This is a genomic window from Legionella nautarum, assembly GCF_001467895.1.
In the GTDB taxonomy this organism is placed as follows: domain Bacteria; phylum Pseudomonadota; class Gammaproteobacteria; order Legionellales; family Legionellaceae; genus Tatlockia; species Tatlockia nautarum.
Genome location: NZ_LNYO01000023.1, coordinates 40468 through 65670 on the forward strand (window position 1 = coordinate 40468; position 25203 = coordinate 65670).

A 25203-nucleotide genomic window follows, 5' to 3' on the forward strand; every position below is an offset into this window, starting at 1 on the left:
CAACAAATCGAGCATATGACTAAAGTACGCAAAATTATCCATATTGATATGGATTGTTTTTATGCCGCGATAGAAATTCGAGATAATCCCTCTTTGGCCGATAAACCTGTCGCTGTTGGTGGTAACTTCGATAAGCGCGGCGTTCTTTGTACTTGTAATTATATTGCACGCCAATATGGGATCCATTCAGCAATGCCAACAATGATTGCCCAGCGGCTTTGTCCTGATCTTGTGGTATTACCTGTAAATATGTCCAAATATCGTCAGGTTTCCCAAATCATTAATTCGATTTTTAAGGAATTTACTGAGCTCGTCGAACCTTTGTCCTTAGATGAGGCTTTTCTCGATGTAACGGATTGTTCCCAACATCAAGGCAGTGCAACTTGGATAGCTGAAGCGATTCGTTCTAATATTTGGCAATCCGAAAAATTAACTGCTTCTGCCGGTGTCGCACCTAACAAATTTTTGGCAAAAATTGCGAGTGCCTGGAAAAAACCAAATGGCTTATTTGTCATTCGACCCGAGCAAGTGACTGCCTTTGTTAACCAGTTGCCTGTCGTTAAACTTTTTGGGGTTGGCAAAGTAACTGCTAGAAAGTTGCATAATATGAACCTTATAAACTGCGCTGATTTACAAGAAATTCCTTTACATTTTTTGGTGCAACATTTTGGCAAATTGGGTCAACATCTATACAATCAATGCCGCGGAATTGACGAACGTCCTGTGCAGCCAAATAAGGTGCGCAAATCCTTAAGTGTTGAAACTACTTTGACAGAAAATATTTGTGATGCAGCTCAAGCTTTAGAGATTATTGACGAATTGTACAAGAAGCTGCTAAGACGAATTAATGACTCCGCTCCCGATTTTTTGATAAAAAATCAGTACGTCAAAATTAAATTTGCTGACTTCCAACTAACAACTGGGGAGGCAAAAACTACTCAAGTTGATCTAATGTTATTTCATGATTTATTTAACAAAAACCATAAAGAGCAGAAGGCAATACGCCTACTTGGTTTAGGGGTTCATTTTCAAACAAATGAAAAAAATGACCAGTTCGTTCAGCAACCATTATTCTAGTTTTTAGCCACTAAAAAATCTAAATTTTACTTTCCGGAAAAAGACTGATTTTCTTTTGCAAGTTGGCGTAGCTGCCTATCAAAACTTTATGATATACTCTGAAGTTTTGTGAACTAGGTGAGCTTTGAGGATAAAACATGAATGTAGAGACCGTTTACCCGAAAGTAAGGGAAATTATCGCTGATGTGTTGGTTATTGACGAAGAAGAAGTGTCTTTGAACAGCCGTTTAATAGGCGATTTGGGTGCCGAGTCCATTGATTTCCTTGATTTGGTTTTTCAATTAGAGAAAGAATTTAGTATTAAAATTCCCCGTGGCCAATTAGAGAAAAATGCACGAGGCGACTTAGCAGAGGACGAGTTTGAAAAGGGCGGCGTACTAACTGTTAAAGGTATGCAAGCACTTAAAAATTATTTGAATGAAGTTCCTGCAGAGTATTTTAAGGCGAATTTGAAGGTGAATGAGATTCCGATGTTATTCACAGTAGAAACTTTTTGTAAGCTGGTCGTCATGGCAGCCAGTGAACAAGCTTGTGAAACTGTTTCCTAATGCGATTCTTATTTGTCGATCGAATTCTGCAGTTATCACCTGGTGAATTGGTGCGGGGGATAAAGCATATCACACCTGATGATGCTTACCTTTATCCTGATGGGCAAGGAAGGCTTTGCTTCATTCCCTCTTTAATTGGAGAAACTTTAGGGCAATTAGCTGCGTGGTCTGTCATGTTTAGCAATGACTTCACGCTAAGGCCGGTTGCCGGCGTGGCTGCTAGCGCACGGGTACATAGACCTGTCTATGTAGGTGAAACCTTGCTATTGGAATCGGTTATCGAGTCACTTGACAATAAAGCGGTACAATATCGTAGTGTTGCTTATGTCGCTGATGAGGTTGTATTTAACCTTGATGGGGCTTTAGGCCCTTTATTACCTATGGCTGATTTTATTGACGAGCAAGTGGTTCGCCGCCAGTTTGCCGAAATAAATCGCCCCGGTGATTGGCCGCAGCATTCTGACTCTGTACCACTGCTACCTAACTCGGAGTTGGCTTCAATCGCTTTGGCAAGGCCTAGTATATCGATGACCTTCGATCGAATTATTGATTCTAAACCAGGGGTTAGCCTCACTGCTGAAAAATATGTGACTCGAGCGGCGCCTTATTTCCCCGATCATTTTCCCAACAAACCTGTTTTACCGATGACTGTTTTATTGGAGTGCAAGCAAAATTTAGCACGTGAATTTGTTACGCGCGGGTCTTTTGAGCAAAATTATCAGGTCTCTGAGTTACGTCGAATCAAAATGAATGACTTTGTTCATCCCGGTGACGTGCTTAGAACTCATCTTAAAGTCAAAGAACAAAATTCACAGCAATTAATCTTAAATTACCGTAGTGAAGTAGACGGCAGACGAGTGTGTGTTTTAGATGTTGTGATGATGGCAAAAGGTAATTAAAACTATGAAAAACAGACGAGTCGCAATTACGGGCTTAGGCGTCGTATCGCCTTTAGGTAATGACGTACAGTCTACTTGGCGCAATTTATTAGCAGGTCAGTCTGGAATTGCGAAGATAAGGCACTTCGATGCCAGCGGTTTCCCAGCGAATATCGCTGCTGAAGTGAAACAATTTCAACCGCATCCCGAGGCTGTTACTGGAAAACATAATCGCTTTTCAATGCAGTTTACTCGCTACGCCTTGGATGCAGCGTATCAAGCTTTTTTAGATGCTGGAATAAAACCCACCCAGCAAGATGCTTCGCGTTGGGGGGTGGTAACTGGTAGTGGCATGATGACAGCCGAGTTTTCCTATTTGAAACGATTTCAAGAAGCTTGTGCCAATGGAGGTACACCTGATTGGAAGCTGCTGCAGGAGCGTACACGAGAATTTTATAGCTTAGTTGATTTTGGCAGGACAACCTCCAATTCGGGTCTGTCTTTACTGATCCAGCAATTTGGTATCGAAGGTTATGCCTCTTCGGTTCACACTGCCTGTGCCTCAGGTGGCCAGGCTTTAGGTTTAGCTATGCAGGTTATTCGCCGTGGCGAAGCCGATTTCATGTTAGCCGGTGGTTTTGATTCGATGATTAATCCTTTGGGACTATCGAGTTTTTGCCTGCTTGGTGCTTTATCAACTTATAATGCTACTCCAGAAACAGCAAGCCGACCTTTTGATGGCACACGCAATGGTTTTGTATTAGGTGAAGGCGCTGCTTTTTTAATTTTGGAAGAGTGGTCTAAAGCAAAAGCCCGCGGCGCTAGAATTTATGCTGAGTTGGCAGGGGAAGGTAATTCACTTAGTTCCTACCGTATTACTGATTCACACCCCAATGGCGATGGTGCTATTCAAGCCATCGAACGTGCTCTACAAGATGCTGGGGTAAAAGCAAGCGACGTCGACTATATTAATGCGCATGGTACCTCAACCAAGATGAATGATTTGAGTGAAACCAATGCGGTTAAAGCGGTATTTACTGACAAAGCAAAACGATTACCGATTAGCTCAACGAAGAGTCAAACAGGACATCTTATCGCAGCGGCAGGCGCTTTAGAGGCTGTGTTGTCAGTCCTGTCGATTCATCATGCCCAAATTCCTAAAACTGCCAATTTGACTACGCCTGATCCAGATTGTGATTTGGATTATGTGGTAGATGGTCCGCGCGAAAAATCCTTAGGCGTGGTCTTATCCAATTCCTTCGGTTTTGGTGGCTCAAATAGCTGTTTGCTGTTTAAACATCCTGAATTTGAAGGAGTGGTTCGATGAGTAACTCCAATCGTGTTTTTATTACCGGCTTAAGTGCTCTAACTCCTTGTGGTGAAACCGCTGAACAAACTTGGCAGTCAATACTAGCGAAACAAAGCGGCCTTGCTGAGCTTGGTCAATGGGATTTATCTTCCTGGCCACATCGCTTAGGCGGCGAGCTTAAAAATTTTCAGCCAGGGAAAATGTTGCCTGATCGCAAGCTACTGAAGGTTATTTCTCGTCAGGATGTGTTGGGAATTAATGCAGCAGTGCAGGCGGTACAGCATAGTGAGCTGCTTAATTACCGCGAAACCTTAGAAAATGCCGATTTTTTCAATGAACAAACAGCAGTTTATGTTGGATCGCCGGGGAATAAATATTTCCAGCAAGAAGATTTTTTACCGCTTTTAGCTAAAACTGGCGATAACATGCAAAATTTTGCCAGCCAATTATTTACGGAAGTTCACCCAATGTGGTTGCTACGTATTTTACCGAATAATGTCTTGGCTTATACCGGGATAAGTTACGGTTTTAAAGGACCAAACCATAATATTACTAACCATGCAGTGGGTGGTATGCAGGCTATTATTGAAGCCTATCAAGCGCTTAAACAGGGGCAAGCCCAGCGTGCGGTTGTGGTAGCCTATGATGTTATTGAACCGCAAGCGCTATTCTATTATGAAAAAATAGGCGTGCTCAGTACACGTCATTTAAAGCCCTTTGATGTGGACCATGATGGGACTCTTTTGTCGGATGGGGCAGCAGCTTTAATCTTGGAAACTGAAGAAAGTGCAAAGGCTCGTTCCGCAACTTGCTACGGTGAAATTAGAGCTGGTTTGGCGGCAACTGAGGCTTCTGGTTTGTTTTCCATCGAAGCAGAAGGTAGTCATTTGGCTAGTTTATTATCGCGAACACTTGAAGGGCATGCTATTGATGCTGCTGAAGTCGGTATGATTGTCGCTCATGGTAATGGTAATAACAAATCAGATGACAGTGAAGCACAGGCAATTCATAGCGTTTTTGATGGTAAGCAGGTGCCAGTTACAGCCTTTAAATGGTCTTATGGCCATACGATTACAGCTTCTGGAATTTTAGATGCAGTCATGGCAACCTGTGCAATTCGCGATAACTGTATTCCTGGTATTGCAAATTTTGCTCAACCAGCACCTCTCTGTGAAAGTTTAAATCTTAGTGCTGAACACAGAGCATTGGGGGCAAATAAAACAGCGATGATTATCAATCGCGGGTTTGCCAGTATGAATGCTTGTTTAGTGATCAAAGCTTGTGAGTGAGTTAGCCAATAAAATAGCAAAGCTACGTATTTCCTTGGCAGGTCGGTTTTTATATCGCTATCTGCCTTATCGACTTGCGGTGGTTAAAGCCAACATTGAGCAAGTGTTTGGTGAGCAACTGACTGAAACAGAAAAGCTGCAACTCACCAAAGCCTTTTACTCCCATTTAGCGACCTCGATAAAAGAAGCGATTCAACTGCGATTCATGAGTGAAAAGAAGCTATGTGAGCAAGTTGAAGTACGGGGCTATGAGCGTTTGCTGGAAATTGTTGCTGAAAAACGCGGTGTACTTATACTTACTGGCCATTTTGGTAATTGGGAATTCGCCCCGATAGGTGGAATTTTAAATTTCAAAGAATTTCAAGGACAGTTTCACTTTATTCGCCGCACGCTAGGTTCTAAATTAATCGAAAAAATTTTATTCAAACGCTATTACCAAGCTGGTCTTAACGTTATTCCTAAAAAAAATTCACTACAACAAGTTTGTGATGCACTCGAGCAAAATCATGCAGTGGTTTTTGTTTTGGATCAGCATGCTTCGCTAGTGAATCGAGATGGCGTTGCGGCTGAGTTTTTTGGTAAAAAAGCAGGTACTTATCGTAGCTTAGCAAGTTTCGCACGTCATACTGGCGTACCCGTTGTCCCGGCGGCAGGTTATCGTTTAGCGAATGGGAAGCATGTACTTGAGTTTTATGAACCTATTCTTTGGCAAGAATATGACAGTGTTCAAGAATCAATTTATCGCAATACGCTTAGTTATAATCAAGCATTAGAGCGAATTATTTTGGCTCGCCCGGAACAATGGATGTGGTTACACAAGCGATGGAAATTAAAGGAAAAATGACTCTTTAGTGGCCTAAGGATGGAGCGCTTGCCTGGAGCTGCTCTCCATTTGCTTTAACTTTGAATACTCCAAAGCTCCCTAATGGTTGGCTAACATTCTTTTCTTCTTTTAATTCTTTCAACTTGAGCTGCAAATAATTAACAAGCTCCTTTTGTTGGGTAGTTTGGGCTCTCTCAAGCGCTATTCTAATAAATTTAGGGTTGGGTTTGTTTTCTGGTAGTTCATACAAAAAAGCAAGAATATCGGTACGCTGATGATTAACTGCAAGCAATATTGAATCATTAATGCATTCTTTGCCTACAGGAGAAAGCGCTTTGCAAATCGAGATAACAAAATCGAAATGACCTTTTTTAATTGCTTCAGCTAACGCTTTTGCCAGTGCCCTGGGTCTCGGTCTGTTAGTAGCTAGCTTACAAAATAAGTCAACAGCTTGTGGTTTATTGGATTGTATTGCCCAAACTAATAACGAATCGATGGCCTGTTGTAATGCCTTGGAGGGAGAAGACTGCTCACAAATAAGTTTAGTAATAACTAAATGCTCTGCTCTTGTGGCTGCTTGTAAACTAAGCACAATAGCCCTTTTTTTGGTGTTTGGCGGAGTCATTTTAAGTAGAGCGATTAGAGTCGTTACATGACCCTGTGTTGCTGCTTCGATTAAAGATTTTTCTAGGAGTGATTTATCTACCACTGCACCCGGTAGGCTACTCAAGCAGCTTAGCATAGAATTAAGACCCAAGGATGCTGCTGCCTTGAACCCTTGGGCAAAGACAAACTGTTTGGGTCTTAGCTTCGTTAAGTTCGCAAGACAGATCACAGTATCAATATCGTTATTAATAATGGCCTGTTTAAAGGCATTATTAATGTGGACCTCATGGGGCGCGATGGCTTTGGGTAAGTCATCGCAAAGATAAGTTGCTATAGAGAAATGTTTATACTTAAGTGCTACATGAAAAAGTTTTTCACTCATACTTTTGCTGGGTTTATAGCTAGGCGAAGCATAAATTTGTTTGACGATGGATAAATGATTATTAATGGTTGCTACTTCAATTCCTTGCGGATAAGCTGCAGTAATTGAAACATAAGTTTTTCTATCGCAAATTTGTTTTACTAGAGCTATTTCTCCTGCTTGTGCTGCTAAAATAAGTATCTTGCTCAGCGTTTCACGTGAGATTTTTTTAGGTACAATTTGGCAGAGGGACGAAGCCGTGGCCCAATGTCCAGAGCGTGCTGCGGCCAGTACCGCAGCATTCAAGCAGGGTTTTTTTACTCTATTTTGAGTATTAATCAAGCGAAGAAGCCCCTCATTTCCTTGCGCGGCCGCTTTAATAAAAATAGAGGTTTCGCCATACTCTTTAGTCATCCAATCCAAACAGGAAATAGGGTTGCCTTCTAATTTTGCAATGATCTGCTTTCGGATTGGCTCGTCATCGATAGCAGTTAGTACTTCAATCAGCGTTCTTTCATGGAGACTTTTCCCTTCTTCGCTAGTTGGATCTGGTAAGGATAAGGCATCGACAAAGCGATCAATATTAAAATTGGAGCCAAGTTTTCTATGGGAAGCGCAAGCGATTTGAGCCAATAAAAAGTACTTATTACGCGGCTCAGCATGGGGTTGAGGATCAAGACGATAGATCACTGCTAATTTTCGATTGATTTCAAGCCAAACATCTTCTATTGAATTGTATCGAGAACTATCTAATTCATCATTGGTATTTTCCTCAATAGAGCTAGCGAGCTGTACATGTAAAAAATTGCATCGACTTTTAAGCTGATGAGACCAGGCTGGGTAGTATTTTAGCTGACGTACTAGCCTATCATCATCAAGTAGCTGAGGTTGATGATAAAAATTATCAACCAGCGCCTCAAAAACAATACTCGCTGAGGGGTGCTCAAAACTTACCAACCGTTTGAGCAATATAGATAATTGCATGATGGTATCAAGATTGGTAGCAGCAGCCATTTGTTCAATATAAGCTTTTACATCTTGAATTTGAATTTGTTGGATAAGAGCGGGTTTGTAGGCTAATAAATAAAGAATTGCCCCGTCGTGATTTGCTGCTAATTGACCTGCTGTCGAATCATTAATGAGAGAGGCTAATACCTCAGATAATTCAGTTTTAGCCTGACGGCCGACATAGTTAATTAATGCAGGTAATTGGCTAGTTATTACACTAGGCTTGTTTAAATAGTTATATAATGAATCGAACCATGCTAAATTTTTTGTGTGCACGAACCAGATAAGAGCTGCGGGAAGAAACGAATGGCTGAACAATTCTGCAAGTGCGGTAAAATTATCAGCAGTTGGAGAAAATGCCCAGACAACAGGCTGTGCTTCAACTTGACGTAAACCCTCCCCTCGAGAACCATCCAGAGCAAATTTTAGAAAACCACGCTCTCCGCAACTGACTGTTTTCGCCTCTGCAACCAGTGCTTGAGCTTCAGGAAACATTTTCAAAATATCGTATAAATGATTAATTTCGGACTCAGGTAAGTCTAAATAGGAGAGGTTATAACGCATGAAATCATGGAGCAGGTGAGTTGCTATAATTTTTCTCACTGGAACACGGCATTGGATTAACCAAAGAATAAAAGCAGCATAGGCCTCAGTATTATCAATAAATTCTTCTTTGATTAAATTGCCAAGCCCTAAAGGATTTTCTTGATGTTTCAATGCATGGTTTAGTTCGGCCAATCGTTGTCGAACAATAGGGAGGGTTTTATCTAATTTAGTTATTCGAGCGACAAGCAGATTGACTTCATTATGATTAGCGAAGTCTGCTGTGTTTTGATTGTAAAAATCGATTGCAGCCTCTTTATCTTTATTAATTAACTGTTTAAATAAGAAAAGAATTTTTTCTTTAAATTTAGGAGGTTGATTTTCTTGAGGCATTGCTAATAAATAGCCTAAAGTAGAGAAAACAAGATCGGAGTCGTTGCCTTTCATGTAATCCATTGAAAAACCGATAAAACTCAATAATTGATGACTTCGCTCAAGCTTTTCTTGGTCTGTAAATGTTGAAGACTCAAGCTTCGCTAGCCGTGCTTGAGCAATTAGCTGGCGATTTATTTTTTTGATTTGGGTTTGTTCTTTTGCGAGTTCAGAGTTTGTAATTGGGTGAGTAGGGAAAGGAGTATCGATTTCGTCACTATTAATCCATTGCAGAATGAGACTAATTATCATATCTACCTACTCATTTTTATTGAGATAATCAATATTATAAAGTCGTATTAATAAAAAACCATCAATTTTTTGCGCTGAAGGTTATTTTTTTGGGTCACAAGCTCAATTGGTGGTCTATAATTAAAAAGGCATTTCGTTAGACAAAAAAATTGGCTGTACTGACAGCAATAAAAAATTTAATTTTTTCAATAACAAAGCATAGGAATGGCGCTTAATTATGCAAAGCTATAACTAGGAGGTGGAATTGATTATGCATTTTTTTGCTAATATTTATTTAGGTAGGCTAAAAACACTTAAAAGAGGTCTGCTAATTTATTGTTAATTTTTTAGGATATTATATGCCAACACAATATAGAGGTAGATTTTTTTCAGAGGCCAACTATTCTTCAATGGCAAAATCAATAGCCAATAATAAAGCACTCATTCATGAATTAATCGAGCAAATAGAACTCTTCAAAGTTTCTTTCGTAGAGCAATTAAAACAAGCTTCACCTAAAGAATCTAAAGAATTGGAAGCTGCAATTCAGAGAAGTGATTCGCGTTTGAAAACTTTGAAGAATTTGGAATCAAATCGTCCTGTAACTGCAAAGGAACAAAAATTATTAGTAGATTATATAAAAACAATGCACATATCGGGGGCGAAAGTTTTTGCAGATTTACATAAAGATAAAGATCTACATGAAGAACCGAGTCCAGTACTCAAATGATTATTTAAGCTCTATTTGACAGCAAATGTCATTTAGCAAAAAATTGGAAGTAGTAATTATATAATTTTACATAAGTTCCATCGGATTCATATTTTTTCAATAATTGATTTATTTGTTCAATTTTATCCGCGTTTTTAAAAGTGGTTGCAATGCCAATTCCTTCCCCTAATTCCAGAGGCGGATTAATGGATCTAATAAGCCAGGAATATTGATGATCTAAATGTAGCGCAGTGTAATAGTTTATAAACGCAGCATCTACGTCACCATTTTTTACTGCGAGGGTTAAATCAGGGGCTAAATCATAAGAGATAACTTTAATCGGCATAGAAAAATTTTTAAGATAATCATCGAATATTGACCCTTTTACAGTCCCTACTCGCTTATTTTTTAAATCGGATATTACTTTGATGGGCGATTGAGGGAGCACAATAAACCCCCCTTTGCTGGGTAGATAGGGATCAGAAAATAAATAAAGTAATCTTCTTTCAGGCGTAATAATAATGCCGCCTATTATAAAATCGACTTGATTCTGATTAAGGGCTTCGAAGAGCAGCTTGTTTCTTATTGGTATAAACTGGCATTGCCAATTTAAATCGGCACAAATCGTATTCATTAATTCGACATCAAAACCTTCAACCGTATAGTGCTGCACATCGACAACAAATGGCGGGGCAAATATTGGAGCCCCAATTCTTACGATGTCGGCATAGAGGGAAAAGCAAAACAAGCAGGACAGCAAAATGATTAGGCGGGTATACCTCATCTTCATCTTACTCTTTTTTTTATTTAAATATCCTAAGTATAGATCGGAATGCTTTTTTTCCAAGGCTAGTTGGGGGGCGGGGCAGTTCCCGGCCTAAATTAGAGCTAGGAGCTACAGTTTTATTTAGTAAACCCGGCCTCTGAAGCCGAGCTTAGATATTCCACAATTCTCATCTCAATAAAGTCATGCGAGAGCGCTCATTTTCGCCAAAAAGACGGGGAAAAAAGAATAAGCAGAGAAAATATTTCTAAGCGCCCAGCTAACATGGCAAAAATCAAAACCCATTTGCTGGGTTGGTTGAGCTGAGCGAAGGATTCATGAATACCACCAATGCCCTGACCGGAATTAGACAAGGCCGCGGTAATGGCTGAACAGGAAGTGACAAAATCATTACCTAAAGCAATAAAAAGTAAAACTAAGCCAACAAAAAGAGCGATAAATACGGAAAGAAAGCCCCACATGGATTGTAAAATGGGTTCAGGTAGGCTGTGTTTACCAAATTTGATTGGGATAATGGCATGGGGATGAAGAAGGCGGACAATCTCGCGTTTACTTTGTTTATAAATTAATAGGGCGCGAATTACTTTTACGCCACCACTGGTTGAACCGGCGCAGCCTCCAATTAAAGCTAAGAGCATAATGAGAAAAGGAATGTAGGTCGGCCAATTATTGAAGGGTGCGGAAACAAAGCCGGTAGTTGTTGCCATAGAAATCACATCAAATAAGGATTTGATGAGAGCATGGTGGTTGGCATTAAAAAAACCATAGAAGACAAGACTGATCGTCACGAGCAAACTGGCGCTCAGCAAGAAAAAGATATAATTGCGGAATTCTTCGTCTTGCCAATAATGAAGGATGCTTCGTTTTTTGAAGGCAATAAAATGGAGGGCGAAATTAGTGCCGCCCAGCAACATAAAAAAACAGGCAATTAATTCAATCACCTCGCTATTATAATAAGCAAAACTGTTATCGTGCAGTGAAAATCCACCCGTAGAAACAGTGGCGAAGCTTTCACCCAAGGCGTCAAACCAATTCATTCCCGCTGCCCAATAACAGAACATACAGGCTAATGTTAGCAGTAAATAAATAAACCACATTGCTTTGGCGGTTTGAGCAATTCTTGGTGTAAGTTTGGAGTCTTTCATCGGGCCTGGGGTTTCGGCGCGATAAAGTTGCATTCCTCCTACCCCCAACATTGGTAATATCGCAACGGCTAAAACGACAATACCCATCCCGCCCAGAAATTGCAGCTGCTGTCGGTAAAATAAAACAGACTGGGGCAAGCCTTGAAGGTGTTTAATAATACTGGCACCGGTTGTGGTAAAGCCGGATACCGATTCAAAAAAAGCATCGGTCATACCATGATTTTGATGATGAAGTGCAAAGATAAAAGGTAAGGAGGCAAAAAAACAGAGCACGAACCAAAATAAAACGACGATAAGGAAACCATCGCGAATTTTAAGCTCTTGATGTTGAGTACGACAGCTTAGCCATAACACACAGCCTGTCCCGAAGGTGCAGATAAAGGCGATGACAAAGGGTAACCAAAAATTGTCGTGAAAGATAAAATTGATTACCAATGGGGTCAGCATGCTTAGGCTAAACATCATTAAAAGCAAGCCTAAAAAGCGAAGAATGGTTTTAATTTGCATTCATTTCTTTCTCTCTAATAAGAGAGCTCCTAGGACATAAAAGTCAAACTCACTTGAAACAGCGATTCTACTTGGCGTACATAACGTTTTTTCAACAGTAATAGAATAACATGATCGCCGGATGCAAGAACTAGATCGGGATGGGGCATGAGCACTTTCTCACCCCGTGTTAGTGCCGCAATAGAACAACTTGGCGGTAACTCAATTTGTGATAGCTTGCGCCCTACTACCTGCGAAGTCAATTCGTCGCCATGTGTTATCAGTTCAATGGCTTCTGCTTCATTATCTTGCAGTCGATAAATCTTAACCATATTCCCCCGCCGTAATTTAGCGAGAATGCTGCCAATAGTAATCAACTGTGGCGAAATCGCATGATCGATGGGACTATCCTCAATTAATTCCACATAAGCATTGCGATTAATCAACGCAATAACAAAGCGTGCACCTAAGCGTTTGGCTTGCAAACTTGACATGATGTTGGCTTCATCGTCATTGGTCACTGCACAAAAAACGTCGGTAAATTCAATATTTTCATTGATTAAAAGATCCCGATCCGCGATATCACCTTGTAAAACAGTTCCTTTATGTAAATGAGAGGCAAGATCGCTGGCACGCATTAAATCGCGATCGATGATTTTAATTCGATACTGACTTTCCAGGGCTTGAGCTAGTTTTGAGCCAATATTACCCCCTCCGGCAATCATAATTCGATTATTAGGGTGCGTATAACAACCTAGGGCCGTTAATACTTGTTGAATCGCTGCGGATGACGCGGCGAAGAGGACCTCATCGCCTTTTATAATTTCGCAATTGTCTTGCGGTTCTAGCGCAATTTTGTCACGAAAAATGGCTACGATCCGCGCTTCGATAGGATGTAAATGTTGATAGAGCTGTTGAATCGTTTTCCCTATCATTAGGCAATTTGGCGAAGGTTTAATGGTCATTAATAAAACCTGTCCTTCGGCAAATTCAAGAACTTGAGTCGCTCCCGGGTAGTTAATCAAATTCTCAATGTGTTGAGTGACTAGTTTCTCAGGGCTAATACAGACATCAACAGGGACATGATCATTACGAAACAACTGTGGATAATCATAGTAATATTGAGTGCGGATACGGGCTATTTTAGTAGGGGTACGAAATAAACTATAGGCAATCTGACAACCCATCATATTAATTTCATCACTATTGGTCACCGCAATGAGCATATCGGCTTGTTCTATGCCTGCTTCGATTAAAACATTAGGATGGGCGCCAGAACCCTGTACTGTTTGGATATCCAAACGATGCTGCAATTCACGAAGACGTTCTTCGTTTAAATCCACTAAAGTGATGTCATTATCTTCGCGTGCTAAGTTACGTGCGAGTGTGCCGCCCACTTGGCCTGCACCTAAAATCACTATTCGCATGACATTAATACTCCCTCATAAACGAAAGTAGCTGGTCCTGTTAAATAGATAGGGCCTTTAGTATCGGGCCAATTCACGATGAGGTCGCCGCCTGGTAAATTGATGTGAATTTGCTCATCTAAATGATGACATAAGCGACCTATTGCAGCAGCAGCAACGGCGCCGCTGCCACATGCCTGCGTTTCTCCACAACCTCGCTCATAAACGCGTAAGCGGATGTGGTTGGAGTCGATAATTTGCATAAAGCCGGCATTGGTTTGTTCTGGAAAAAACGGATGTTCGCTAATTTGCTTTCCTAGCGTTGCTAAATCGGCTGTTGCCAGCTCATCAGTCACCACGACTGCATGAGGATTTCCTACGTTGATCGCATGTACTTTGCAACTTGAACCATCCTTTAGAGGCAATTGGTAAAGAACGGCTTGGTGATTCGCTAATAAAGGAATGTCCTCTGGTTTCAGTTTGGGCTGTCCAAAATCGACGGTGACTGTTTTGTCCTCATTGAGTATAAGTTGCATTTTTGTGGTAGAGGTTGCGATTGAAATTGTTTTTTTATTAGTCAGACCATAATGTTGAGCAAAACGTGCAAGGCAACGTGCTCCATTCCCACATTGGCCTACTTCATGGCCATCGGCATTAAAAATGCGATAAAAAAAATCAATTCCAGGTTCTTGACTGGCTTCGATGAGTAAACATTGATCAAAGCCTACACCGGTATCACGTCGAGAAAGTGCGCGGATTTGAGCCGCAGATAAATTGATCGACTGGTGGAGTGCATCAATCACCATAAAATCATTTCCCAGCCCATGCATTTTCGTAAATCGTATCATTTTTATCTCACAGCTTTAGGTAGATTACTTTGATGTGATTTCTTGTTTTCGGGTAGGTAAAGAGGCCCTTTTTGGCCGCAAGCGCATAAAAAACCTACAGCCATACAACTAATTAGTATAAGAGGAAACAAACGCATGATGATTCATCAGACTTTAAATTGTCCAGTATAATGAAACTCCCAATAAACTGCTATGAGGATAACCTCGAAATACCCAAATCATCTTCAGGAGTTTGGTTAGTTTTCTCTATGACCTGGGGAGAAGGTAGTGGTTGATAGAACGATGAGCTGCTAATCTTCCGTCTGGGACTAGATGATAGGAAAGGGTTTACTGGTTGTTGTTCATTGTTTTCCGCCCTTTTGACTAATACTTCTTCTTCTACTTTTCTAAACACTGAAAATGATTTTTGCATTGAGCTAGTAAAGCGTCTAAAAGAGTCTGGTTTAATCTCTATGGTTTCTTTCAAACGAACATCCGGGTGGTGAGGAGAAATCCAATTCAAGTTAAAATAGAGTAGATCGGGAATATCACCTTTATTCTCTGGGGCATAATAAGGAGTAACTTCTAAACGTATTTCACCCACTCGCTCTGCTCTATCTTTGTTTAATATTTTGTCAGCGATAAAATGCTCAACTGTATCCAAAATATTGTAGTTTGCAGCAGCAGATGTCGGTACAAGATTTTCTTTACTATGTATTCCGCCTAAAAAATAAGCAATCAGATGGGACCAATGACATTGGCGACCACTGACTACAAGGCGCTCATCGCCATAGCCTTCTACTTTAAATATTTCAACAGAAGCCGCTCCTGTTAATTGCCGCTGACTGACTGGTCTTTTAACGCCTCTGCGGTTTTCTATGCTTTCAGCGGTTATAGTAAAATTAATCGGACCAGGTCGGTTATATACATAACCAGGGAATTTGCGCCGCAAGGTTTTAGCGCTAGCTGTCATGCGTTTGATGCGCTTGAAAGGGGGTTCGGGAGTTACTTTATCGTAGAGCGTACCTAGCTCTTTATCCATAACGGGGCGTATTTGTTGTGTTTCTCCAGGACTCCAAAACACTTTGGGGTTTTCGCTGACTACGTGTCGAGGCGGTGAATGCAGAATGCGAACCCCTGTTTTTTTTAAAGGGGAGTGCAATTCCTTTGCTCCAGCGAACATCAGTCGATTTTCGCCAGGCATATGCCGTCGATACAATTTCAAGGTCCGTTCTTCTTTATCAGAGCTGAAAACAGGTTTTGCCGCTCTATTTTTTGAGGTTTGCGTAAGATCATTGATTAATTGGCTAATATCAATGTGTTTTACTTCGCTTAAAACAATAAGCAGTGTTTTTCGGGTAAGTCGCTGCGATTTTCGCTCTTCCACGAGTGTTTGCATTTTACGCCATTCTTCGTTAGAGAGCTCAAGTACTTTTAAGCTAGGTATAACGCTAAGCGCTCGGTGCTTAAATAAGGCTATTTCTTCAAGTATAATTTTTTGTTGGTTGACTGCTTGCAATAAATGTATAACCGTTTGCTGTGCCTCTCCCGACATATTTTGTGCGTAAAGCTTAGCAAATCGCAAAACAGAGCGTTTTGCTAGTTCTTTTATTAGATAAGTTCGAGTGATACTGTCAGATATGCGGTAAAAGGCAACAATTCGGTGGAAACTGGTTTCATCAAGCTGAAATCCTGCAGGTTTATTATCGATTGCTAGGAATAAAGAACGAATTTGTGCCAAGAACATAAAAAAATACCAAAATGGATAAAAAACTCTTAATTATAGCACAGTCTGTCAACAGATAGTTAGGTATTGTCGTTAACCTTGCTATAATCGAACTCATTGGTGATAATTTGAGTTTTTTGCCGGAGATATGGTTGAACGTTTACATTAAAAAACCAGAACAGCAAGCGGATGCATGCGTCATTTGGATGCATGGTTTGGGGGCCGATGCTTCTGATATGGCGAGCCTTGCCGAACAACTAATAGTCGATAATGTGGCATTACGTCATGTTTTCCTAGACGCCCCTATACGCCCTATTACTCTTAATAATGGCCTATCAATGCGTGCATGGTACGACATTAGTGGCATGAAATTAACGGATAGAGAGGATAGAGAAGGAATTTTGCAGTCTGAAGAGTTCATTCGCCAAGTAATAGATAGCCAAATCGCAGAGGGTTTTACGACAAAGCAAATTTTTCTAGCGGGATTTTCACAAGGTGGCGCAATGGCTTTATACACCGCTTTACATATGGCAAACCCACTCGCGGGCGTCATTGCTTTATCGGCCTATTTACCTTTGGCTCAGCAATGCAAAACTGATTTACCTAAAGAAACGCCCATTTTTGTTGCGGGTGGCCAATATGACCCGATTGTTTTACCTGTTTGGACAAAACAATCTGCTGAATGGTTAACTGCGGCGGGTTATCCGGTATCCGCTCATAATTATTTGATGGAGCATTCTGTTTGTGCGGAAGAGATTAATGATCTTTCCAGTTGGCTTAGAGCTCAGCTAAAAGGAGCGCGTTAATGACTGTGGTTAAAAAATCAAGAGTAGTTCCTTTTAGTTGTGAGCAAATGTATGGTTTAGTCAACGAGGTCGAGCATTATGCAGAGTTTTTACCCTATTGTTCTGAAAGTGTAGTGCATCATCGTGATGAAGATGAAGTTCAAGCGACTTTAGTAATTGCTGCAGCGGGTATGAGTAAATCATTTACCACCCGCAACCGCTTGCAAACCAATAAAATGATAGAAATTCGATTAGTGGATGGCCCTTTTAGCCATCTCGAAGGGTTTTGGCGTTTTGATGAAGAGCCTGAAGGATGCAAAGTCTCTTTTGATTTGGAGTTTGAGTTTGCTGGTCGGATGTTTTCTCTTCTTTTAGGTCCTGTTTTTGAGCAGGTCACCGATAAGATGGTCGATGCATTTTGTGATCGTGCCGAGGTTATCTATGGTAAAGGTTGAGCTCGTTTATATCGCTGCCAATCAATCAGTACTACAGTTGTTTCTTAGTTTAGAGACAGGGGCAACTGTTGCTGATGCTCTGAACCAATCAGGAATTTTAAAAACAAATCCAGAGCTAAGCGGGCTGGCCGTTGGTATTTTTTCTAAACCAGTGTCCCAGGATACCATACTTCGGTCAGGCGATCGGATTGAGTTGTATCGGCCACTTATCTTAGATCCGAAAGAGAAAAGACGTCAGCGAGCTAAATCCAAAGCCAAGCCAAAACACTAAAACGGTCGTCATTGCGAATGAAAGCAAGTTACTCAAGTCGATGTTTCATTCTGTTCTAGCTTTAAGGACAATCCATCAAGAAAAGGTTGCACGATAAAATGATCAATTATACAGCAACTTATACTGACAAGTATCAGTTGACCATGGCTCAAGTTTATTTCCTGAAAAAACAAAACAATCATCTTGCAATTTTTGATTATTTTTTTCGAAAACTACCTTTTGCGGGTGGCTATGCCCTCTTTGCAGGATTAGAGGATCTATTGAAAATTTTGGAGAATTATTGTTTTAGTAAGGAAGATATCGCCTATCTGCATTCACAAGGATTTCATCCTGACTTTCTGAACTATCTGGAGAGTTTTCAATTTAGAGGCAGAGTTTATGCGGTCAAGGAGGGTGATTTAATATTCCCTACCTGTCCAGTGCTAACTGTCGAAGCCAATATCATAGAGGCTCAGCTCATCGAAACTATCCTATTGAATGTATTAAATTTCCAAACGTTGATAGCAACTAAAGCCAGTCGGATACGTCAAGTAGCTGGTCCAAGCGAGTTAGTCGATTTTGGTTTGCGTAGAGCTCAAGGACCTGCTGGTTATTATGCCAGTCGCGCGGCAATCATTGGTGGTTTTGATAGTACTAGCAATGTTTCTGCGGGCCGTGATTATCAAATTCCAATATCCGGCACCATGGCTCATGCTTTTGTGCAAAGTTATGAAGATGAATTATTGGCTTTTCGCGATTTTGCTGAATGTTGGCCGGATCATTGTGTGTTATTGGTAGACACCTACGATAGCTTGTATTCCGGTATACCCAATGCGATTAAAATTGCTCAAGAAATGGCTGCACGCGGCAAACAATTAAAAGCTATTCGTTTGGATAGCGGGGATCTAGCTTATTTATCTAAAAAAGCCCGGCAGATGTTAGATGCTGCCGGATTAAACGAGGTCAAAATCATTGTCTCTAATCAACTCAACGAAGATGTGGTGAAGAGTTTGCTTGACCAAGGGGCGCCGATTGATATTTTTGGAGTAGGGACTAATCTTGTCATCGGTGCGCCTGATGCCGCGCTTGATGGTGTGTATAAATTGGTTGCTGCGAATAATAAGCCCTGTATTAAATTGTCCGAAACGCTATCGAAAATAACCCTGCCATCTAAAAAACAAACTTATCGCGTTTTAGACGCGGAGGGCCGATTTTGGGGGGCTGATGTGATTGCGCTTGCCGATGAAGATGCAATTGAAATGATGCATCATCCTTTTGAAGAATCAAAATCGCTTTCTTTAAAAAATTATAAGAAAGAACCGCTATTACATAAGGTGATGGAAGAGGGTAAACGCTTAGCAGCAGTGAAAACACTTGATGAAATCGCCGAGTATAGCCAACAGCGTCTTGCTCACTTAGCTATCGAATACAAACGGTTGATTAATCCACATGGGTATAAGGTCGGTTTAAGCTCTAAACTGAAAACGCTGCGCGATTCAATGATCAAAAAAATGAAGGGTTAAAATGCAATGAAAACCTTAATCATCATCGATGTTCAAAATGATTTTATGCCAGGGGGTCGCTTAGAAGTGGCTCACGCTGATTTAATTATTCCCGTTATTAATAAGGTGCAGCCCCAGTTTGATTTAATTGTTGCTACTCAAGATTGGCATCCGGCTGAACATAAAAGTTTTGCTTCCAATCAGGTCGGTAAGAAGCCTTTTGAAAAAATTAAACTTAATGGAATAGAACAAACACTCTGGCCGGATCACTGTGTTCAAGGAACAATGGGCGCTGATTTTCACCCGCAACTCGAAATGCGGCCTATCGAAACTATTTTTCGCAAAGGAATGCAGCCGGAAAATGACAGTTATAGCGGGTTTTATGACAATAACCATAAAAGCACAGGCTTAGCTGGTTTTCTTCGAGAAAAAGGGGCTCAGGAACTCTATTTTTGTGGTTTATGCGCAGATATTTGTGTTTATTACAGCATTAAAGATGCAATAGCAGAAGGTTTTAAAAGTTGGCTCATTGAAGATGCAACTAGGGCGCTAGACCACGAGAATTTTCAGAGAATTAAAGAGGAATTATTGCAGTCCGGGGTCAACAGTTTGAGAAGCACTGAGTTATAGATCTTTAGACTAATTGAGCTAGAAGCTGAACCTAGCACTAAGCAGCCAGGTTCACTGAACACCGCTAATGGCGGATTAAGGCTTATGTTCAATACGCGCCAAGCTATTATGTGAAAAATATAAACTCAAATTATGTACTAGCAATGAGCCATTTCCTTTACGCAAAGTATAGGCATAATCCCAACGATTATTGTTAAAGGTAGGGCTTAGTAGACTAGTACCCATTAAAATCGCAACATCATTTTTGCTCATCCCTAATCTTAGGCGCTCAATCTTGGATTGCGGTAATAAGTTACCCTGCTCCACCACTCGGCGTGAAAAGTCATAAGATGCACAATGAGTAAGCGTTAATGCTAACGCAATAGAAGTAAAAATTGTTACAACACGCATTTTTTTGCCTGCTATGAAAAATTTCGCCATAATAACACGTCATCCATAGAAAGACACCTCCCCAGGGGCAGCCCATTGGTGTTGAATCTAGCTAGATAGGAGCACAGGTGGAAGAAAGTCAACAGTTGAAAGAGGCCGGGTTAAAAATTACCATGCCGCGAGTAAAGGTACTGCAAATTTTAGAGCAATCTCCCGATCACCATTTAAGTGCAGAAGGCGTTTATAAAGCCTTGCTCGATATGGGTGAAGATGTAGGCTTAGCTACCGTATATCGTGTTCTAACTCAATTCGAAGCAGCAGGTTTGGTTTCTCGTCATAATTTCGAAGGCGGGTTTTCCGTATTTGAATTGAGCCAGGGTGAACATCATGATCACCTCGTTTGTGTCAAATGCGGTCGGGTCGAAGAGTTCGTTGATAAGATTATTGAAGAACGACAAAAAATGATCGCTGAGCAAGCAAAATTCAAAATGACAGATCACGCATTGAATATTTATGGATTATGTCCTTCCTGCCAAAGAACATAAATTCTTTATAAGTATGAGTTATAATTAATCCTATAACGACTAGCAAGGACCTAGCCCATGTACGATGATTTACGCAGCCCTTATCAAGCGGGGAAATTGCCTGCGGTGCAACTAGGCGGTATTTTAATCAATGAAAAATTGCTTGATAAAGCCCCAGTCAATTTAGTACTAAAATCATTCAATCGTCATGGCTTAATTGCCGGGGCAACCGGTAGTGGTAAAACAAAAACCATGCAGGTACTGAGCGAGCAACTTTCTTTGCTCGGTGTTCCTAGCCTGGTTATGGATATCAAAGGTGATGTCTCAGGGCTAGCAGAAGCAGGAGCTGCCGATCCTTCTTTAGAAGAACGTGCCAAATCTCTCGGGATAGCCTATGTTCCACGCGCTTTCCCTGTCGAATTACTGAGTTTGAATGGCTCAATTCAAGAGGGTGTTCCTTTACGCTCAACCATAACGGATTTTGGCCCTGTTCTTTTTTCGCGCATGCTAGATATTAATGAAACACAATCGGGCGTCATTACTATTCTTTTTGAATATGCCAAAACAAATAATCTACCTTTAATTGATTTAGCCGATCTCAAAAGTCTGCTAAAGTTTGCCCAAACTGATGCTGGTAACGCCAAAATTGAAGCTGATTTTGGTGCCGTTTCTTCTGCTTCTGTGGGGACAATTGTCCGCAAGCTCATCGAGCTTGAATCTCAAGGGGGAGACCAATTTTTCGGTGAACCTGCTTTCAATGTCATGGATTTAGTCAGAACGAATGCCCAGGGGCTTGGAATTATCTCTATTTTACGTTTATTGGATATGCAAGATAAGCCCAAATTATTTTCGACCTTTATGCTTAAATTATTAACCGATGTTTATCGGCAAATGCCTGAATTGGGCGATCCACCTAAGCCTAAATTAGTCTTATTTATCGATGAGGCCCATTTAATATTTAGTAATGCGAGTAAAGCACTCTTAAGTTTATTGGATACGATGGTCAAATTAATTCGTTCAAAAGGGGTGAGTTTAATTTTTTGCACGCAAACGCCGAACGATATTCCAGATTCCGTTTTAAGCCAATTGGGATTAAAAATTCAGCATGCACTACGGGCTTTTACAGCGAAAGACAGAAAAGCAATGAAGCTGGTTGCACAAAATTTCCCCACAACAAAATATTATAATACTGAGGAACTTTTGACTTCCCTGGGTATTGGTGAAGCTCTAGTCAGTGGTTTGGATGCAGAGGGCCAACCGACACCTTTAGTCGAATGTCGCGTGCGAGCCCCTGAATCACGTATGGGCGTGTTGAGTCCACAAGAAATCATAGCGGTGGTCGCAGGCTCAATGTTGATGTCGCATTATGGTAAACGCATGAAAACTACATCACTTGAGGAAATATTAGCAGCACAACGGGCTGAAACGGCTGAAAAGATGCCAGATACGCCTAAGAAACGAGGCGCTCAGGAAGATAGCATTGTCGAAAAAATTTCTAAAAATACCTTGTTCAGACAAGTAGTGCGACAGGTAATGCGTGATTTAATGAGATCATTGCTAGTTATACTGGGAATAAAAAAATCTAAAAAATAAACTGCTCAAGTTACAACCCTAGGCTCAGTGAACGCATAGAAACTGAGCCAAATTGGATTCCTTCAAACTCAAAACTTAATGCATCATCGCCATCGGAAGCGCCCAACACATAGAGCAAAGGCAGATAATGCTCAAGGGTGGGAGCACTTAGTCGCCCCACTTCAGTATAAAGTAAATCTTCCTGCAAAGGGCCATAATCGCGTTGCATAATGCAGCGTTTTACTTGCTCATCAAATTCAGTCGCCCAGGGATAGGGTTGAGCATATTGATTATCCCAAAGCAGCATTTTGTCATTATGGACAATGTTGCCACTGCCTATAATAAGTACCCCCTCTTTGCGTAGCTCCTTGAGTTTTACGCCCAGCTCAAAATGGAAATCGCTCGGCTTTGCCATATTAATACTAAGTTGGACGATGGGTATATTAGCCTCGGGATACATAGGGATGCAGACGATCCAAACGCCCTGATCAAAGCCCCAATGCTCCTCAAGTTGTATAGAGTGTTCAGAAATGGTTGCTTTGATTTTTTCAGCCAACTCCGGTGCGCCAGGAGCAGGATAATTCACTGTAAATAATTCAGTTGGCCCCTTATGAAAATCATGGAGGGTTGTTGGATAAGGACTATGGCTTAGCCAGGTTTGTGCAGTCAGCCAATGAGCAGAAATACAAAGAATGGCTGTGGGCTTCGGGATTTTTTTGGCTAATTTTCCGAGCGTACGAGTGAAAGAGTTATTTTCAATCGCGTTCGTTGGACTACCATGTCCAATAAATACAACCGGCATTTTAGAGTTCATAAAACCCCGCAATTTGCTGTTTCATAAGCTATAGCCATTATTTTGGAAATAATCAAAATAATGCGGTAGCGCCTATTCTGTTTTAATTTAAGTAAAGCCCTTTCTTTGTTGATTTAATTCAGATTATCCAGTAGGATTCCGTCAGCCCTGGAAAGGCTATAAAAACTACGGAGTTTTATCATGAAGAATAAAAGCAAGCAAACTAATGGAAACATCGCAATCAATTTCAAAACACTCAATATCCTCTATTCGTTCCCTTTTTTTGAATAATTTTGTTGGTCATAGCAAGTCAATAATAGGAAAGAATCATGAGATATTTTACAAAATCGCCATTATCTAGTGTTAGCACAATTAAAACGCATTTTATTCGCTTAAAACCAATTCCTATTGAACTTTTCATACCAAAGGCCAAGGCTAATAAGAGATTCGCTCAGATAGAATCTGATTGAGTTAGGACGCAAGTTCACCCCTCTAATGGATTAAGGATAAGTTATATGAAGCGGTTTTTGTTTTTTCTATTGGTCAGTCTGTTGCCTGTACTTGCGCTGGCGGGCGGCCCTTATTACCCAGAAGTGGCCTTTGAAAATCTAACACCTGATAGAAAAACGGTTTATTACGGCCAACAACAGATGATTTTGATAAAAATGACGCATAAAAATCTAAAATTCGGTCAAGAATGGCGACTTCCACAAGGTGTACAGCTCTTTGTTAATCATGGTATCTGCCCCAGTTTTGCAAATGGGGAAATTTATTTTCCTTTTGGTGGCGACTGTTATTTTAGTTTGATTATTCCAGGCGATAAGGTCGGACATCTCTTTAATGGGAAAACAATGTACCGGCTATCTGGCTTTGAATATCCGCTAGTGCCTTGGGATCTCGCATACGATGTTCCTATTTCAGTACTCGTTATTCCTCGCCCTTTATCAATGGCGAATATTCCGATATTAAATGCGACTGCCAATGTACCTTTCGTTGCTGATCTCAAAAATTATGTCAGTTATTATGCCGAAAACCTTGAGGTTGGAACCGTGCATGGAGTGGTTACACCAACTGTGCAAGATGGGTTGTACTTTGACCAGGCACTTTTCTCTATCGTTGGTACACCAAAGAGAACTGGGGTTTATCTCTTTTCTGTTGCCGCAGAAAATGGAGGAGGTCGGACGGCACCAACGAACTTAATCATTCATGTTGGTATCAATACTGCTGACAAACCGAAGTTTCAAACAAATCGCATCATCCCAAGTGCCACTCCCGGACAAGCTTATCAACTGAATTTGAAAGAGTTAGTCGAATCGCCCCTCCGTTATCTTAACAATCCACTGCGTTTTCGCATTGATACCAATGAAACACATCCCGATTGGCTCAGGATTGGTGGAGACGGTAATTTTTTGATGGGCGAAGTGCCGATGTCTGAAGCAGGTAGCGAAAAGGAAGTGACTTTGATTGCCTCCTCAAATACTGGGGGTGATTCCAGTCCGCTAAAAATTTATATCCCAATTAGTACTGATCCAAAATCTAAGCCTAGTATTGCCGCTTTTTCACTTGAAAAAAGGGTGGGTAATGAGTTTTCTTTTGATGTCAGAAAATTTGTCAACGATCCTAGCAGTGATGCCAACCTTAAATTAGTGATCGATAAAATTGAACCCGAAGCACCCTGGTTACATGTGTCCGCTATTGAACCCACCTTATTGACAGGCGTGGTCCCCGCAGAAGTCACAGGGCAAGAATATCAAATCACTTTGCATGTGAATACGCGAGGAGGCGGCGATTCCGATAAGATTCAAGTGCCTCTCAATATCGCGATTGATGAGGAACAAAAGCCGCGATTTAAAGCAGCGAATCCTCAGCTACCTATCGCATATCCTGGGCAGCCTTTTTATCATGATTTTATCCTTAATCTTGATGTTTTTCCTGAATACGAGCAAACACCCTACGTTATTGAATGGGCAAAGAATTATGACAAACCTTCTTGGTTAAGAATTGAAGACAATAAACTTATCGCTGATGAAGTCCCTAAGATTCATGAGCAAGAAGTGCAGATTTACCTCACCATTAAAAACACGCCGGGCGGTAGGTCGGGGATTATCCCATTATCGTTGCTTGTAATGAATTAATT

General features: G+C 40.9%; 24 protein-coding genes. 15 read left to right on the forward strand and 9 right to left on the reverse strand.

All coding sequences use genetic code 11. The features are described from left to right. The first annotated feature begins 15 nt into the window (after nt 1-15). The 6 genes from dinB to Lnau_RS11500 all read left to right on the forward strand — a co-directional run bounded on the left by dinB (nt 16) and on the right by Lnau_RS11500 (nt 5945). Nucleotides 16-1077 (forward strand): DNA polymerase IV, encoded by a 1062-nt coding sequence (dinB, locus tag Lnau_RS11475; RefSeq protein ID WP_058505291.1) that lies wholly within the window; start codon nt 16-18, stop codon nt 1075-1077. A 137-nt stretch (nt 1078-1214) separates the two neighbouring features. Beyond that, complete coding sequence (locus Lnau_RS11480) at nt 1215-1625, forward strand: acyl carrier protein (RefSeq protein WP_058505292.1); 411 nt, start codon at nt 1215-1217, stop codon at nt 1623-1625. Beyond that, nucleotides 1625-2524, forward strand: a complete 900-nt coding sequence (locus Lnau_RS11485) for a 3-hydroxyacyl-ACP dehydratase FabZ family protein (RefSeq protein ID WP_058505293.1) — start codon at nt 1625-1627, stop codon at nt 2522-2524. Before Lnau_RS11480 ends, Lnau_RS11485 begins: the two co-directional genes overlap by 1 nt. A gap of 4 nt (nt 2525-2528) precedes the next feature. Continuing rightward, nucleotides 2529-3830 (forward strand): beta-ketoacyl-[acyl-carrier-protein] synthase family protein, encoded by a 1302-nt coding sequence (locus Lnau_RS11490; RefSeq protein ID WP_058505294.1) that lies wholly within the window; start codon nt 2529-2531, stop codon nt 3828-3830. Next, nucleotides 3827-5101, forward strand: a complete 1275-nt coding sequence (locus Lnau_RS11495; RefSeq protein ID WP_058505295.1) for a beta-ketoacyl-[acyl-carrier-protein] synthase family protein — start codon at nt 3827-3829, stop codon at nt 5099-5101. Before Lnau_RS11490 ends, Lnau_RS11495 begins: the two co-directional genes overlap by 4 nt. Then, complete coding sequence (locus Lnau_RS11500; protein WP_058505296.1) at nt 5094-5945, forward strand: lysophospholipid acyltransferase family protein; 852 nt, start codon at nt 5094-5096, stop codon at nt 5943-5945. The genes Lnau_RS11495 and Lnau_RS11500 overlap by 8 nt, the downstream gene beginning before the upstream one ends. A gap of 4 nt (nt 5946-5949) precedes the next feature. Here the strand turns inward: Lnau_RS11500 and Lnau_RS11505 are convergent, their stop codons facing one another. After that, a complete protein-coding gene (locus tag Lnau_RS11505) occupies nt 5950-9126 on the reverse strand; it encodes a hypothetical protein (RefSeq protein WP_058505297.1) in 3177 nt (1058 codons plus the stop codon). Between the two features lie 338 nt (nt 9127-9464). Here Lnau_RS11505 and Lnau_RS11510 point away from each other — a divergent pair, with 338 nt between their 5' ends. Then, nucleotides 9465-9833 (forward strand): hypothetical protein, encoded by a 369-nt coding sequence (locus tag Lnau_RS11510; protein WP_058505298.1) that lies wholly within the window; start codon nt 9465-9467, stop codon nt 9831-9833. A 28-nt stretch (nt 9834-9861) separates the two neighbouring features. On the opposite strand, the gene Lnau_RS11515 is transcribed toward Lnau_RS11510, so the two are convergent. The 6 genes from Lnau_RS11515 to Lnau_RS11535 form a co-directional block, all read right to left on the reverse strand. After that, nucleotides 9862-10602, reverse strand: a complete 741-nt coding sequence (locus Lnau_RS11515; protein WP_058505299.1) for a transporter substrate-binding domain-containing protein — start codon at nt 10600-10602, stop codon at nt 9862-9864. Nucleotides 10603-10793: 191 nt separating this feature from the next. Next, nucleotides 10794-12248 carry a TrkH family potassium uptake protein gene (locus tag Lnau_RS11520; protein ID WP_058505300.1) on the reverse strand — a complete coding sequence of 485 codons (1455 nt, stop codon included), beginning with the start codon at nt 12246-12248 and terminating at the stop codon, nt 10794-10796. Nucleotides 12249-12277: 29 nt separating this feature from the next. Further along, nucleotides 12278-13654, reverse strand: coding sequence for a Trk system potassium transporter TrkA (gene trkA, locus Lnau_RS11525; protein WP_058505301.1), 1377 nt, complete (start codon nt 13652-13654; stop codon nt 12278-12280). Further along, a complete protein-coding gene (dapF, locus tag Lnau_RS11530) occupies nt 13645-14481 on the reverse strand; it encodes a diaminopimelate epimerase (RefSeq protein WP_058505302.1) in 837 nt (278 codons plus the stop codon). Before dapF ends, trkA begins: the two co-directional genes overlap by 10 nt. A 2-nt stretch (nt 14482-14483) precedes the next feature. Continuing rightward, nucleotides 14484-14618, reverse strand: a complete 135-nt coding sequence (lptM, locus tag Lnau_RS16920) for an LPS translocon maturation chaperone LptM (protein ID WP_193786812.1) — start codon at nt 14616-14618, stop codon at nt 14484-14486. A 53-nt stretch (nt 14619-14671) separates the two neighbouring features. After that, a complete protein-coding gene (locus tag Lnau_RS11535; protein ID WP_058505303.1) occupies nt 14672-16207 on the reverse strand; it encodes a hypothetical protein in 1536 nt (511 codons plus the stop codon). Between the two features lie 131 nt (nt 16208-16338). On the opposite strand from Lnau_RS11535, the gene Lnau_RS11540 reads away from it, so the two are divergent. The 5 genes from Lnau_RS11540 (at nt 16339) to pncA (ending at nt 19808) form a co-directional block, all read left to right on the forward strand. Next, complete coding sequence (locus Lnau_RS11540) at nt 16339-16992, forward strand: alpha/beta hydrolase (protein WP_083503832.1); 654 nt, start codon at nt 16339-16341, stop codon at nt 16990-16992. Then, entirely contained in the window at nt 16992-17426 is a 435-nt protein-coding gene (locus Lnau_RS11545) for a type II toxin-antitoxin system RatA family toxin (protein WP_058505304.1), read from the forward strand. Before Lnau_RS11540 ends, Lnau_RS11545 begins: the two co-directional genes overlap by 1 nt. After that, nucleotides 17413-17697, forward strand: coding sequence for an RnfH family protein (locus Lnau_RS11550; protein WP_058505305.1), 285 nt, complete (start codon nt 17413-17415; stop codon nt 17695-17697). Before Lnau_RS11545 ends, Lnau_RS11550 begins: the two co-directional genes overlap by 14 nt. A 98-nt stretch (nt 17698-17795) precedes the next feature. After that, the gene (locus Lnau_RS11555; protein ID WP_058505306.1) at nt 17796-19199 is read left to right on the forward strand and encodes a nicotinate phosphoribosyltransferase; all 1404 of its coding nucleotides are present in this window, start codon (nt 17796-17798) and stop codon (nt 19197-19199) included. 6 nt (nt 19200-19205) lie between these two features. Next, on the forward strand, nt 19206-19808 hold the full coding sequence (gene pncA, locus Lnau_RS11560) for a bifunctional nicotinamidase/pyrazinamidase (RefSeq protein WP_058505307.1): 603 nt from the start codon (nt 19206-19208) through the stop codon (nt 19806-19808). Between the two features lie 75 nt (nt 19809-19883). Here pncA and Lnau_RS11565 read toward each other — a convergent pair whose 3' ends face one another. Next, a complete protein-coding gene (locus tag Lnau_RS11565) occupies nt 19884-20228 on the reverse strand; it encodes an outer membrane protein assembly factor BamE (protein ID WP_058505308.1) in 345 nt (114 codons plus the stop codon). Nucleotides 20229-20305: 77 nt separating this feature from the next. Between Lnau_RS11565 and fur the strand changes: the two genes are divergently transcribed. Both fur and Lnau_RS11575 read left to right on the forward strand, forming a co-directional pair. Beyond that, complete coding sequence (fur, locus tag Lnau_RS11570) at nt 20306-20722, forward strand: ferric iron uptake transcriptional regulator (protein ID WP_058505309.1); 417 nt, start codon at nt 20306-20308, stop codon at nt 20720-20722. Nucleotides 20723-20779: 57 nt separating this feature from the next. Beyond that, a complete protein-coding gene (locus tag Lnau_RS11575) occupies nt 20780-22294 on the forward strand; it encodes a helicase HerA-like domain-containing protein (protein WP_058505310.1) in 1515 nt (504 codons plus the stop codon). A 10-nt stretch (nt 22295-22304) separates the two neighbouring features. On the opposite strand, the gene ygiD is transcribed toward Lnau_RS11575, so the two are convergent. Beyond that, on the reverse strand, nt 22305-23087 hold the full coding sequence (gene ygiD / locus Lnau_RS11580) for a 4,5-DOPA-extradiol-dioxygenase (protein WP_058505311.1): 783 nt from the start codon (nt 23085-23087) through the stop codon (nt 22305-22307). Between the two features lie 494 nt (nt 23088-23581). Between ygiD and Lnau_RS11585 the strand changes: the two genes are divergently transcribed. Next, entirely contained in the window at nt 23582-25201 is a 1620-nt protein-coding gene (locus Lnau_RS11585; RefSeq protein ID WP_058505312.1) for a hypothetical protein, read from the forward strand. The last annotated feature ends 2 nt before the right edge of the window (nt 25202-25203 follow it).

Bases quoted from the DNA above. Each gene is read 5' to 3' on its own strand.
- dinB (WP_058505291.1), top strand. From the start codon at position 16: ATGACTAAAGTACGCAAAATTATCCATATTGATATGGATTGTTTTTAT.
- Lnau_RS11480 (WP_058505292.1), top strand. From the start codon at position 1,215: ATGAATGTAGAGACCGTTTACCCGAAAGTAAGGGAAATTATCGCTGAT.
- Lnau_RS11485 (WP_058505293.1), top strand. From the start codon at position 1,625: ATGCGATTCTTATTTGTCGATCGAATTCTGCAGTTATCACCTGGTGAA.
- Lnau_RS11490 (WP_058505294.1), top strand. From the start codon at position 2,529: ATGAAAAACAGACGAGTCGCAATTACGGGCTTAGGCGTCGTATCGCCT.
- Lnau_RS11495 (WP_058505295.1), top strand. From the start codon at position 3,827: ATGAGTAACTCCAATCGTGTTTTTATTACCGGCTTAAGTGCTCTAACT.
- Lnau_RS11505 (WP_058505297.1), bottom strand. From the start codon at position 9,126: ATGATAATTAGTCTCATTCTGCAATGGATTAATAGTGACGAAATCGAT.
- Lnau_RS11510 (WP_058505298.1), top strand. From the start codon at position 9,465: ATGCCAACACAATATAGAGGTAGATTTTTTTCAGAGGCCAACTATTCT.
- Lnau_RS11515 (WP_058505299.1), bottom strand. From the start codon at position 10,602: ATGAAGATGAGGTATACCCGCCTAATCATTTTGCTGTCCTGCTTGTTT.
- Lnau_RS11520 (WP_058505300.1), bottom strand. From the start codon at position 12,248: ATGCAAATTAAAACCATTCTTCGCTTTTTAGGCTTGCTTTTAATGATG.
- trkA (WP_058505301.1), bottom strand. From the start codon at position 13,654: ATGCGAATAGTGATTTTAGGTGCAGGCCAAGTGGGCGGCACACTCGCA.
- dapF (WP_058505302.1), bottom strand. From the start codon at position 14,481: ATGATACGATTTACGAAAATGCATGGGCTGGGAAATGATTTTATGGTG.
- lptM (WP_193786812.1), bottom strand. From the start codon at position 14,618: ATGCGTTTGTTTCCTCTTATACTAATTAGTTGTATGGCTGTAGGTTTT.
- Lnau_RS11535 (WP_058505303.1), bottom strand. From the start codon at position 16,207: ATGTTCTTGGCACAAATTCGTTCTTTATTCCTAGCAATCGATAATAAA.
- Lnau_RS11545 (WP_058505304.1), top strand. From the start codon at position 16,992: ATGACTGTGGTTAAAAAATCAAGAGTAGTTCCTTTTAGTTGTGAGCAA.
- Lnau_RS11550 (WP_058505305.1), top strand. From the start codon at position 17,413: ATGGTAAAGGTTGAGCTCGTTTATATCGCTGCCAATCAATCAGTACTA.
- Lnau_RS11555 (WP_058505306.1), top strand. From the start codon at position 17,796: ATGATCAATTATACAGCAACTTATACTGACAAGTATCAGTTGACCATG.
- pncA (WP_058505307.1), top strand. From the start codon at position 19,206: ATGAAAACCTTAATCATCATCGATGTTCAAAATGATTTTATGCCAGGG.
- Lnau_RS11565 (WP_058505308.1), bottom strand. From the start codon at position 20,228: ATGGCGAAATTTTTCATAGCAGGCAAAAAAATGCGTGTTGTAACAATT.
- Lnau_RS11575 (WP_058505310.1), top strand. From the start codon at position 20,780: ATGTACGATGATTTACGCAGCCCTTATCAAGCGGGGAAATTGCCTGCG.
- ygiD (WP_058505311.1), bottom strand. From the start codon at position 23,087: ATGAACTCTAAAATGCCGGTTGTATTTATTGGACATGGTAGTCCAACG.
- Lnau_RS11585 (WP_058505312.1), top strand. From the start codon at position 23,582: ATGAAGCGGTTTTTGTTTTTTCTATTGGTCAGTCTGTTGCCTGTACTT.